This window comes from Bartonella sp. MU37NMGALS (genome assembly GCF_042194015.1).
Taxonomy (GTDB): Bacteria; Pseudomonadota; Alphaproteobacteria; order Rhizobiales; family Rhizobiaceae; genus Bartonella; species Bartonella grahamii.
The window spans coordinates 4,650-15,993 of the sequence record NZ_JBHIML010000019.1; the positions used below are offsets into that span (position 1 = coordinate 4,650).

The 11,344-nt window shown below is 46.1% G+C and carries 17 protein-coding genes; all 17 read right to left on the reverse strand.

From position 1 onward, the window contains the following. Window positions 1–149: 149 nt before the first annotated feature. Window positions 150–1,355, reverse strand: coding sequence for a phage minor head protein (locus ACFIJP_RS07640; RefSeq protein WP_375626728.1), 1,206 nt, complete (start codon window positions 1,353–1,355; stop codon window positions 150–152). Further along, entirely contained in the window at window positions 1,348–2,928 is a 1,581-nt protein-coding gene (locus tag ACFIJP_RS07645) for a DUF935 domain-containing protein (protein ID WP_375626730.1), read from the reverse strand. The genes ACFIJP_RS07640 and ACFIJP_RS07645 overlap by 8 nt, the downstream gene beginning before the upstream one ends. Before the next feature lie 12 nt (window positions 2,929–2,940). After that, window positions 2,941–4,563, reverse strand: a complete 1,623-nt coding sequence (locus ACFIJP_RS07650) for a hypothetical protein (protein WP_375626731.1) — start codon at window positions 4,561–4,563, stop codon at window positions 2,941–2,943. Further along, window positions 4,556–5,137, reverse strand: coding sequence for a phage protein Gp27 family protein (locus ACFIJP_RS07655; RefSeq protein ID WP_375626733.1), 582 nt, complete (start codon window positions 5,135–5,137; stop codon window positions 4,556–4,558). Before ACFIJP_RS07655 ends, ACFIJP_RS07650 begins: the two co-directional genes overlap by 8 nt. Then, the gene (locus ACFIJP_RS07660; RefSeq protein WP_375626735.1) at window positions 5,100–5,456 is read right to left on the reverse strand and encodes a hypothetical protein; all 357 of its coding nucleotides are present in this window, start codon (window positions 5,454–5,456) and stop codon (window positions 5,100–5,102) included. Before ACFIJP_RS07660 ends, ACFIJP_RS07655 begins: the two co-directional genes overlap by 38 nt. Beyond that, a complete protein-coding gene (locus ACFIJP_RS07665) occupies window positions 5,453–5,767 on the reverse strand; it encodes a DUF2730 family protein (RefSeq protein ID WP_375607966.1) in 315 nt (104 codons plus the stop codon). Before ACFIJP_RS07665 ends, ACFIJP_RS07660 begins: the two co-directional genes overlap by 4 nt. Beyond that, entirely contained in the window at window positions 5,764–5,979 is a 216-nt protein-coding gene (locus ACFIJP_RS07670; protein WP_375626737.1) for a hypothetical protein, read from the reverse strand. Before ACFIJP_RS07670 ends, ACFIJP_RS07665 begins: the two co-directional genes overlap by 4 nt. Further along, window positions 5,972–6,310 (reverse strand): hypothetical protein, encoded by a 339-nt coding sequence (locus ACFIJP_RS07675; protein WP_375626739.1) that lies wholly within the window; start codon window positions 6,308–6,310, stop codon window positions 5,972–5,974. The genes ACFIJP_RS07670 and ACFIJP_RS07675 overlap by 8 nt, the downstream gene beginning before the upstream one ends. After that, window positions 6,303–6,590 carry a hypothetical protein gene (locus tag ACFIJP_RS07680; RefSeq protein ID WP_375612317.1) on the reverse strand — a complete coding sequence of 96 codons (288 nt, stop codon included), beginning with the start codon at window positions 6,588–6,590 and terminating at the stop codon, window positions 6,303–6,305. The genes ACFIJP_RS07675 and ACFIJP_RS07680 overlap by 8 nt, the downstream gene beginning before the upstream one ends. Continuing rightward, a complete protein-coding gene (locus ACFIJP_RS07685) occupies window positions 6,587–7,168 on the reverse strand; it encodes a glycoside hydrolase family 19 protein (protein ID WP_375626741.1) in 582 nt (193 codons plus the stop codon). The genes ACFIJP_RS07680 and ACFIJP_RS07685 overlap by 4 nt, the downstream gene beginning before the upstream one ends. A gap of 87 nt (window positions 7,169–7,255) precedes the next feature. Beyond that, window positions 7,256–7,663 carry a helix-turn-helix domain-containing protein gene (locus tag ACFIJP_RS07690; protein WP_375613743.1) on the reverse strand — a complete coding sequence of 136 codons (408 nt, stop codon included), beginning with the start codon at window positions 7,661–7,663 and terminating at the stop codon, window positions 7,256–7,258. A 6-nt stretch (window positions 7,664–7,669) separates the two neighbouring features. After that, on the reverse strand, window positions 7,670–8,287 hold the full coding sequence (locus ACFIJP_RS07695; protein WP_375626743.1) for a regulatory protein GemA: 618 nt from the start codon (window positions 8,285–8,287) through the stop codon (window positions 7,670–7,672). A gap of 10 nt (window positions 8,288–8,297) precedes the next feature. Next, window positions 8,298–8,921 carry a DUF3164 family protein gene (locus tag ACFIJP_RS07700; protein ID WP_375626758.1) on the reverse strand — a complete coding sequence of 208 codons (624 nt, stop codon included), beginning with the start codon at window positions 8,919–8,921 and terminating at the stop codon, window positions 8,298–8,300. 14 nt (window positions 8,922–8,935) lie between these two features. After that, the gene (locus ACFIJP_RS07705) at window positions 8,936–9,187 is read right to left on the reverse strand and encodes a hypothetical protein (RefSeq protein WP_375626745.1); all 252 of its coding nucleotides are present in this window, start codon (window positions 9,185–9,187) and stop codon (window positions 8,936–8,938) included. Then, window positions 9,184–9,453 (reverse strand): hypothetical protein, encoded by a 270-nt coding sequence (locus ACFIJP_RS07710; RefSeq protein WP_375626747.1) that lies wholly within the window; start codon window positions 9,451–9,453, stop codon window positions 9,184–9,186. The genes ACFIJP_RS07705 and ACFIJP_RS07710 overlap by 4 nt, the downstream gene beginning before the upstream one ends. Further along, window positions 9,450–10,481 carry an AAA family ATPase gene (locus ACFIJP_RS07715; RefSeq protein WP_375613740.1) on the reverse strand — a complete coding sequence of 344 codons (1,032 nt, stop codon included), beginning with the start codon at window positions 10,479–10,481 and terminating at the stop codon, window positions 9,450–9,452. Before ACFIJP_RS07715 ends, ACFIJP_RS07710 begins: the two co-directional genes overlap by 4 nt. A gap of 335 nt (window positions 10,482–10,816) precedes the next feature. Then, on the reverse strand, window positions 10,817–11,344 hold a 528-nt coding region (locus ACFIJP_RS07720), incomplete at its 5' end, for a Mu transposase C-terminal domain-containing protein (RefSeq protein ID WP_375626749.1).

An 11,344-nucleotide genomic window follows, 5' to 3' on the forward strand; every position in this document is an offset into this window, starting at 1 on the left:
AAGATTGCTTTTAAACTTTTAAACTGTTACTTCTATCCACGAGGCGTGAGCCAGTTATACCAGGACGGTTTTACCGGATCTGCGAGGAGTTGACCGCCCTCCACGCCTTCTCTTTTCACAAAAGCCAGCAGGTCTTTCCGGTGTTCTCTTTACAACAACCTCTCGCCCTTTTTTTCAGCCGCATCCAATAAGCGTCCAATTTCTCTAGAGTTTTTTTTATGCATGGAGGTCAACCACCATTCTTGTTTGCTTGCTACAAATTTGACCACAAAGCGCCACCATGTCCCACCACTTTCACCAAAAAACATAACGCTCGGTACACCTTTTCGCCTGATAATTCCATGGGGTTTTATGAGTGTTTGAATGGCGCCACGAAAATCATCCAAGTGAAGAGAACGCGCTTGATGCTCTAACAAAATATGTTTCACACTGTCTGCGGATAAGCGAATAAGAGAATTTTCCGCTGCAAAAACATCACCCACCTTTTGTGGTATCGGTGCAATGGGTATAAACCCGCGAGGCATCCGTCCTTCAAACATGGCTTCCAAAATTGGCGAACCCACAATATCTTCAATGGCAATGCGTTTGTCATTGTCCCCCATCACAGAGACTTTATCACTCAAAAAATTGCTTAAATTTTGCGCCCGATGTTTCCCAGGGTTCAAATGCCAACCAGGATCAATCCCCTTTGGTATCTTCTCAATTTTCCCCGTTCGCTTATTGTGCCAAACCTGCTTTTCAACATGAAGTGGCTCTGCCCCCTCTTCATAGCCTAAATCTTCTGCTTCATAACGGCTTACCTGTCGCACACTGCATTTACACCGCCAGCCATTGGGCGGATAAAGCCAATCCCAAACCGGATCATCAACAGGTGCGGTAAACCCCACCCAACTTTCATGTTCTAAACGCTTATGTTCTGAACTTGACAAAGCATAGGTGAGATAGGGCAAAAATTCTTTATTATTTTGTGTGCGCTCCCACTCGCCTGCCGCATGCGCACTCATGGTATTGGCCCAATAGACCGTTTCTAAACGCCGTGGGCTGCCCAATTGTACCACGCTCTTTTCACCAGTTTTGGGGTCAATGGCAGTCTTTTTACCCCACCAACCCTTTTCCTGTAAAATCGGCATCAAATTTTTTTGAAAATCTTGAAAAGGAACTTGATGCTTTATGGCTTCTCCAACCGCTTGCTTAAAATCCTCCAAAATATCATAGCCCACCGATTTTGCCACCGTAAAGGAAAAAGCATGTTCTTCTGGTGCCACATCACGCCAATCAAAGCTTGGAACAAGTGCCTTGGCTTCAAAATAACGGGTGACCTCTTTTGGGGCGGTTTTAAAAAGTTCCTCATCCATGATACCCAAGCCCACGTGCAATCATTTGTACTTTTGCCAAGCGCGCTGCTAATGCGTGATGATCCATCTCACCGAGCAATTCATCTAAGCCTTTTAGGATATCCTCATAACTTTTTGCTTCTCTCACAAGCTTTTTAAAAGGCTCTAAAAGGGGTTCTAAGTCCTCTTCCCAGTCGCTTAAAGCTTCTTCAGAAAGTCGGTCTAATTCGTCGTGATGTTTCCCACCCTTCTCTTTTGCACCCTTGCTCTCTCTTGTCACAGAAACATCAAAAACACCTCCACAATCAGCACAAACATGAGCCTTTTCTCCCCTCTCATCATCAGGCGCATTATCAGGAGCCTTTAAAACATCTTCTTCCTTTTTTGGTTGCGAAAAACCAATCTTATTGCGCACTTCTTGCGCCCCAACACGCAAACCTAAAGGCACGAGTTTTTCCAGCGCATCACTAATCGCTTTAATGTCTTCATTTTCCGAAATCGGCCAATAGACAAGGGGGGTGCGCTCTTGGCGCCCAAAATTAATCTCAACAAAGGGCACAATTAAATCACGATTGGCCGTCAATGCCAATTGTCGTGCATCAGCTCTGGCAATATCATGGCGCACATTTTCATGAATGCGCGCTTGCGAAAAGGACGAACCATCATCCGTCGTCATCGTTTGTCCCAACACACCTTTAGAAATTTGTCGATCTAAATATTCCGCCTTAGAAGCAAACACCGCATTGCCACTGCCCCCTGCTGCTTCAATAAATTCAATCTCCATCTCTTTGGGAATAATCGCTGCCGCATCACTGGATAAATCACGCACCGCTTGAATGAGAACCCGTCGTTCCTCATGAGAAGAGCTCGCACCATATTTGCCCACACGCAAAGGCATACCGTAAACTTCTAAGAAAGCCATCCAATCTTTTAAGGTATAAGATTTAAACAAAAAAGCCCAAGCTGCAAGCCGTGCAAGCCCCGTGCGGATAGGCAACCCACTTTTTAACTTCGGTCTGTGAATAGAAAATTTATAAGCAGGCAACTCAATACCATAGTGAGACCCCTCTTCTTTTAAACGCAAATGAAAACCATCCCGCCGGTCTAATTGAAAAAACCGCTGGTCCCGCCATTTCCAAGCAACCGGCCACCATTCCTTAGCACTCTTGTCCCACAAAGTTTCAACAACCGCATAGCCTTTTCCCAAAGCATCTAACAAATCCGTCACATAATCATCAACAAAAGTGGGTGCACTAATCACTTCTCGCACCGCATCCGCAATCTTTTTGTCCTGTGCACTGTTGCTTGCGGCAATCACTCCAGGCTCCACCCCTGTAAGGGCATTTTTACGCATGCCAAGCACAGCACGATAATGCAAATCACGCTCTTCCATATCATCGGCAAGTTGAAAAAACTGCTCTGGATGCCCCCGTGCTGCCTGTTGCAAAATATCAGCAAGTTGCGCAGGGGTGAGACCACTGACAATGGTTTGTGACCACACATCACGAATACCATTAACGGTAGGGCTTGCGACTTCCCTCTCCAACCCTTTGATATTAAGCGCCCTGCCCCACTGATCTAAAAGTTTTACCATCTCATCATCCCATCAATAAATCTTTGATCGCATTGTTGAAAAAAAAGGCGTTGAAAAGAGCGGGCTTTCATCAAAACGATAAGCCTCTCTCACAGGTGTATAATCATAAATTTCAGGAGTTTGGCGGCTGGCAAAATAAGCCAAAGCGCAAGCAATCGCGCTATCACCATGGCGCATAAAACCGTCACTGCCTTTAAAACGATGATTGTCTGGAATTTTCACAATGCCATTGACATAAGCAAGCGCTTGATGATCGGCAACAATGTCACTATCGCGCGGCAAAACAATCGTCCCATCCCCAAAAGCTTCCAAATAAGCCGGCATTTCTTTGCCATACCAACTTTGTGACAATTGCACTTCCCTCACACAAGCCCCATAACGCTGCGCCGCCTTTTCCGCTAAATAAGCCCCATTGCCCCGTGCATCCAAAGCGCCCCCCAACAAACGCGGCAAGCCATTCACCCCATAAAATAAAATCTCTCTTTGTTGATCAAACGGCGTATTGCGCAATTCCACCATAAACCGTACACGGCGCACCAAATCTTGTCCCACCTCCATCACCACAATCGATGTCGCATCGCCGCTGCGCGCAAAATCAACGCCAAAAACATGTTGGCGCCGCCGGTCAAGCCCAATATGAAGAGGTTTTATATGTTTCTCACACCAAGCAAAAGCAGCAACACTTCGTTGATGTTCCGATTGATTTTTAAAATCATCCACACAAGCAAAACGCAACACCGCAATATCTGGCGCACAACAATTTTCAATCTGTAAGCGTGTTAAAGCAGCCCCTTCTTGATCGGCTGGTATGGCATCTAATTCTTGGCGCATCGCAGCCAAACGCACCCCATAAGACGCACGAATTTGCTCTTCCCATTGTTGCTCAGATGCTAAACTCCACACCTCCCCCTTCATGGCACAAACCCGTTTAAACAAGCCATTTTTAACAGCAACACCAAAGGGGTAACAATGCACCGAAAAAGGCACTTTTCCTGCTCGCGCCTCACGGATCAATTCATTGAAAGGGTTTAAAACACCATTATGGGTGGAGATCACACGGATCTTGCCTCCCCAAATCAACAAAGCATTGACCGCATCCAAAACAGAGCGCACATCTTGATGAAAAGCCGCCTCGTCAATCACCACAATGCCCTGTAGTCCGCGAATATTTTCAGGGCGGCTAGAAAGCGCCTCAACCCGAAACCCCGAAGCAAAACGCACCCGATAAGCAGAGATATATTTTGTTGAACCATCCGCCCTTTGATCAGAGAATAAAAATTCCTCAACATCCCCACTATGGCTCGTAATTGCCGAAGCAAAATTGCTCACATAGCCAATAAATTCCCGCCCCTTGTCTTTGGTGTCACCAATATAAAAAACATTATCGCCCCTCGCTTCACGTGCCGCCGCTGCAATCAGTGTATCATCCAAAGCTTCTGCAAAAGTAATGCCGGTCCGCCGCCCCTTTTCAACCAATTTTAATGGGGACTTATCTTCAATCCATGCCCGTTGATGCGCCATCAAAACGCCTTCCGCTAAGGGATCACTCTCTTTGGGAAAAGTACTTTTCCGCCAAATGTCATAGGTATTCTGATGATCAAAGACATGACTTTTTGAAAAGGGCTGTTCAGCCATGTTTTACCCCCAACACCTGCGCACGAATAGCTCGCGCTGTTTCTTCTGAGAGCCCCGCCGCTGCTGCTGCTGCGTCAACCGCTTTACTTGCTTTGCTGGTAAAATCCTTCTCAAGCTTCTGCCGCCTCGTGGTCGACAAATGTTCAGCCGCCAACACGCCTTTAAGCGCATTGGCCAATTCTTGTGCCGCTTTTGGCGAAAGGTTTTTCCCGCTGCTTAACGTTGAAAAAATCAACTCCTTAATCGCTGCTGCCGTCAAAAGAGTGATATTGTCAGAAGCTTTGGCATCAAAGCGCTGCGAGAGGCTTGCTGCAATTTCTCTTGTCTGTTCTAGGCGCCGTGACATCACGGCTAGCCGCAAAGAATACCGATTAAAACTGGAAAAGGAGGGTATAGAAAAGCTTAAACCCATTTCTTTTTTTAAAGCCTTCAAAGCCGCTTTAAACTCACCATAAATAGCCATTTGCGTCTTCTCACGCCCGTTTAAAGCCTCAGCAGCAGCAGCAATAATTTGATCACAAGCTTGCGGCAATAAATCAATCGCCGTTAAACGTCCACGCCCGACCTTGCGCATCCTTCACCTCGTCTTTTATTGATGAACGTTTAGGCCGCTTAATCCCCTCAATGGAAAAGCTTCGGTCTAAATGACGCGCTCCCCGTTCTGTTAACGCTGCAAGAAAAACCGAACCTAACTGTTTTAAAGTAACAGCACCTTGATCTTCCATCCATGCCAGTTCATTATGCACAAAATCGCGATCGCGTCTGATGCCATAACTGTATAAAAGCCGCTCAATCATCGCACTCGATAAAGTTTCGCTGCGCTCACAAGCAAGCCCTTTTAAAATAATCAACCGCGCTTCTTCACGGATGATTTTATCCATATCTGCTTTCATTTCTTGGCATTCTCCAACAAAAACTCTTGCAAGCGCTCACCAATGGCTGCCACCGGTTGTAATTGTGCAGAAAGCGTGTTGAGACGACCATTCAATTTCTCCATATTCACTTCCAATCTTTGCAGCGCATCACGATCAGGCAAAAAGTCCATCTCCGTTTCTAACTTTTGCACACGCTCTTTAAGCGCCGTGATATCTTTAAGCATTTCCCGCGCACCTGAAGAAAAATAGGCTCTCAAAACCCCACAAATCGCAATAACCGATAACAATAAAGACAACCAGCCATTGGCAACACTGATATCCAAGTTCACTTGAACCCCCCCTCTCTTTTGCCTAAAATCGCCCGCTCCGCAGCTTTTCTGCGTTGTTCGCAGATCAGTAAAGCAGCACGATCACGCCCCCAATAGTGCACCACTTCGCGCGCATTCAAAGCACGCTCTGGCAATAAAGCTGGGCGGGCACACGCCATGCGAACAACAGGCGGCAATTCAACCGATAAAAAATGATAAGAAAGGCTACCCACCGGCTTGTGTGTTGAGCAAGCGCACACGCTCAAGCCCAATGCCACCGCCAGTAACCGGCAACTTCCCATTGACTTCCTCCATTTTCACAAGCTTTTGTTCCAAAGCCGAAATCACCCCTTGCGCTTGATGCTCAGCTTCAAACGCTGCTTGCCTTTGTCGCTCCATCTCAAGCTGTGCGCGTGCAGAAGCCTTGGCAATCTCCAACTGCCAATACAAATCACGCGCCTTTTCCGCCTTTAAAACTTGCACTTTCATAAAGCCAAAAGCCGCCAACATCACACTGACCAAAAAAAGCAGACCAAAAGACAGTTTTGAAACAGGGCTAAACATTGCTTTTATCTCCCCACCTCGTTATCTCCACCCCATCATAGGAGCTGCTATGCCGCTTATGGGAATGTTTCCTATTAGAAAAATCCAACGAACCAAAGCCACGATGCACCCCCAGATTGCCAACAATAATCGCCACCATCGAAGGAATAGAAATGCTCGCCATATCAACAATATGCGGAGCCCCCCACAAGCCACCAGAAACGAGCAAAAAAATAACCCCCCAAGCAAACCAAAAGGACCACCATAAATAAAGCCTAGAACCACGATAAGACGGTTTCATGCCTTCACCTCGCCTCCAAGCCCCAAAAGCTTTTTAGCTCGATTAAGATACGTCAACCGTTGCACAAGACCATTCTTGCCCCCATTAATTGCTCTAGTAATTCTGAGTAAATCATCTTGGTCAGCAAGCCTATTTAAGCCTCTCGTCTGCCAAAACCAAACAGCAGACCAAAGAGCAGCTGGAAATCTTTCCACCATTTCTGGAAAAGCTTCACAATCAACCGCTTGTTCATCGACTAAGCGCCAAAACTTCGTAAAACGGCGATAATTATTGCGTCCCGTTAATTGGATCAAACCACGCCCCTTAAAGCGCACACCATCCCCAGGGTTGACATTGCCTAAATCACGCCGCCCCTCATAAGCGCGCCCAGAGGCATATTCACAAACGGTAAAAAAACCATCACTCTCATGGGCACATTGGCTTAAAAAATGTGCAACACGCAAAGATGTTGTTATCGCTCCATAGGATAAAGCTTCAGGCAACACACGTGCCATTTCAACGATAATAAAATCTTGGCGCGCATGATGCGCCAATTTAGGCGCAAGGCGATGAAGAAAAGAGGCATCTATTGAAACCATAACAAACCACTCAATGAATAAAAATCCATCCGCAGTTTATCGGATTTCAAACCCCCAATATAAGCCTGACACTGTCAGTCAAAACTCTCAATACTCATAAAACTCTGGAAATAATAAACCTTGTGGTTCTTTTGAAGAAATTTTCTTCTTCAAGCGATAGGCTGTACGCACATGCATACCAGAAACAGCAGCTGCAGCATCAACCGACCAGCCTTTTTGCAACGCTTGCACCATTTTTTGCCGCCGTTCAGCATCTCTGCCAAGGGGGATAAGAAGGCGCACACCCGAACCATTAAAACAAAAATGGTTGATCAATTGCTGCGCCTCTTCAAACCCAACAATTTCAATCAACCAATCCGCACTCTCAAGACGCCCGGGTATATAAACTTCTCGTCCACCAAAAGCCCGCATCATATTCCATGCTGCTTCACTGCCCGCAACATCAGCTATTTCACGCAATAAGGCAGGAAAATCGCTATAGATTTCCTCTTGCATACATGCTTACCCCTCGCTTTTAACACCTTTACGGATTTTCCGCCCCCAAACATTCATAACTTCTCTAAAGTCGCCCCCACTCATCTCACCCAAAGCTTTACCACTTAACGCCATAACACTTTGATGAAAAGCTTCCACATCAAATACAGCATCGGGATTCAAACGCTTCCATTGGGCACACAAAATGGAAATGCTTGGTTTCTTCCTCCATGAATCTTCGCGGTTTTTTCCTCTCCAGTCAACCCCACCCTCACGCTGCAACCAACCTTTCAATGCCTCAATAGCTCTGCATGCATCATCGCTATCGCGTAAAAAACGAATATGATCAATCCCTGTCTGTCTTTTCACAAAGGCAAGCAACGCCTTGTCTGAACGATCACGAATAATGCCAAGATTCCACCCAGCAATCCAGAGCGCCTGTAACTTCTTGGCATATTTACCCTCTAAACGCTTCCCATTCGGCTCAAAACCAAACGCTTTCATTTCAGCGATAACCAAGTGCTTTTCTAAAAAGTTCAAATCTTTCGCCGATTGCTTGCCTGTTAAGCGATAGAGCAGTGCGCGATAGGTCTCATCATCAAGACCTAACGCGCGTTTTCCCATATGAAGGACAGCTAAAGACATCTCCCTCCCCTCATGTCTTCGCCAAATCAATGGTCACAGCACGCCAAGCGCTTTCTAGGCTATCGCGCTCATAAAAACGCACATATTCCTTAGATGTCGTCACACGGATCGCTTCACGAATAGCACGCATCGCCTCTTTCCAGCGTGGATCATCAATATCCAAACGCAACAGCATAAAGATCTCCCCCCGATTCACCTTGCCTTCTTTATCCGTATTAAACGCACGCGTAATAATCGCACGGATTTCAGGGCGCGCATCCGCAGACCATTCATTCAAACATTCATCAAGAAGGCTTTTGGCAATTTGCAATTGCGGTCCAAAATCAACACTTTCCTGTACCTGCACCTTAATGCGTTGCAAACCATCAAAGCTTGTGTAAGTACAATTGCCCTTTTTGCCACGCCGCTCCACACCATATTCTTGCGCAAGCAAGCTATCAAAATCACTCAAATCCGCAATCGTATGGTTGTTAAAACGTGCAATCCTTGCCGATAATTCTTTCGCAAAACCCATAATTTTGCGCACCGTTTCATCCTCTAACAAATCCGCAGGGCGGATCAGGTTTACCGGCACCAAAGCCCCTTTCGCATCCTTCATATAACGCGTACCTTCAAGTTCAATTTGTGGATTCATCACCAACTTCCTCCTTATGTTTTTTGAAACCGACGAAATGGCACAACATCCCCTGAAGAAGGCGCACATCCCGCTTTCAATTGCCAACGACACCGCATAAGCTCATGACCTAAAACGTGGTTATAGCCTGCCAAACGACGCAAATACTCATTCAATTCTCGAACATCTTGTCCATGCAAAAAAATCCCATCCATTTCATGTTTTAACAAGGCAGAGCGCAAAGCAATCAAGCACTCTCTCACCATATAGGGGTTGCGTTCCATCATTTGCTTCCTCCAAAATCCATATAAATCACACGATTGCTCTTATCTTCATCTCGATCAGAGCTGTCACACTCAGCCAAAACTTCTGCAACTTCAGCTTCCAAAACCGCATCCGCCTCCCCCAAACGGTGAACACTCAACTCCAATTCAAGCAATAACGCCAAATCAACACACAATTTAAGCTGTTCTCCAATATCAAAACCGCATTGATAATCGTCATAAAGACCAACAAGCGTATCGGATAATTCTTTGTCGCATAAAGGGATCATGCCAATTCCTCCACGTCACGGTTTTTCCATGCCGCTTTGACATGTTTCAGGGTCACCTCACACCCATCTCCAAGAGCTGCCATGCGTGCCAACATCATGGTTTTGTCAATTTGCCGCAAAGCACCAGCCTTTAAGCCTATCCCTGTCAAAAACTTTATCGCACCAACATCTTCAATCCCCCAATCATGAATGCGCGCAGCAATATCCTCACTATAGGGCTTGCGACGCTTCAGATGCATCGCCAATCGGCTTTTAATTTGCGCATAAGAAGGACCATTTTGACGATGAACCAACCGTCCCGAGATCTCATCATTACCAACCAAAGCGAGCCCCGTGCCATTGATATCAACAAAGTGGCGCAACTGATTAATCGCCTCATCCGTTAAATTTTGCGCCTCATCAACGATCAACAACGTGCCACTGCCCACGCGCTCTAATTTCTTACCAATAGCACGCGTTAAGCGGGTGGGATTATATTCCACCACTTCCAATTCTGCTGCCATATCATTCAAAATACCGTGAACACTGCGCGTATGTGGGCTTGCTGTCACCAAATAAACATGCGGGCGGGTAGAGCGATAATGGCGGCAGGTTTCGGTCTTACCACTGCCCGCATCAAGCGTAATCATCACCATATCCCCCGTACTTTGTGCCAGTGTTAAAGTATCAATGATCTCACTGGCAATTCGATTCCTCTGAAAGGCTGGTTTTTCTGGGATCTTCTCCAAAAAACCCGCCGTTTCCTTTAAAACCTCAACCCATTGTTGAACCTTTGCATTTTGCTTACCCAATTGCCCCGCATAACTGCCCGCATACCATTGCGAAAACGTCCCATCCGGCATGCCTATGCGCCGCGCCACCTCTGCTTTCGACCAATCATTCATTTGTCCCAAAGCTCTCACCGCATCCACAAGCTCATTCCATAAAGCAATGTCATCACTGTTGCGGTTTTGTGCTGTTCCATTGGGCTGGATTTTAGGTCGCGCCCAAGGATTTTTATCGACCGTTGCATTTATCGCGTTTTTCATGTATATTCCCCTTTCGTATTGATTTTAGACTATTGATAAGGGGAAGGGCTCCCACCCGCCCCTTATCTTTTGTCTTCAATAAACATTTAAAGCCGTACGCGATACTAAAACGGCTAACCTTGCAAATCCCCTCTCTTTCTCACACATCAGAGAACTTGCTAACTCCACGCATCTCTCCCGATCAGGCAAAGACACCTAGAAAATTCATGTATTGATTAGACTATGAAATGGATAAGATTCCTCCCCCCCCTTTCTTTGTTAACGCTTCAAGCTGATACGCGATACAAAACCAGCTTTCTTTTGAGAATTCTTACAAATCCCCCCTCTTTCCTTTCCTATCGTTTAGGAAACTTGATCACCTCACGCCCCTCATCAGAGGCGGAAAGCTTTCTCAAAGCTTTATGCAAGTGTTGACTGAATTCTTCCTCCCCCAAAACCTCATCATCGTCTGCTTTCAAAGCTAAATTCCCCACATTGTTTGGCATCAAGCGGCTCACCTTTGGCTTTATCGGAAGCTTAGATTTCAACGCTTCATCCTTTTTCTCAAGGCGCCCATAAACATCGGCCAAGTGATCAGGCGCAAGCTTTGCCGCTAGCTGTTTTTCTGCTTTAACAGCCTTCACATATTCTTTACGCAAACGCCCATTCAAGCGCGCTGCCTGCTGGTCATAAAAACCTACATCACAAAGGCATGGTGCCAAACAAAGCAACCGATTATTCAAATCATAAACCCGTAAATCTTGATGCAAATTATCCGGATCAAAGCGTACAATCACTTTTTTCCCCGCATGCTCATTCAACGCCCGCGCCCAATAACGATTGCCATAAAAATGGATCTCGCCCGTACCCTTTTGCGCACGCAA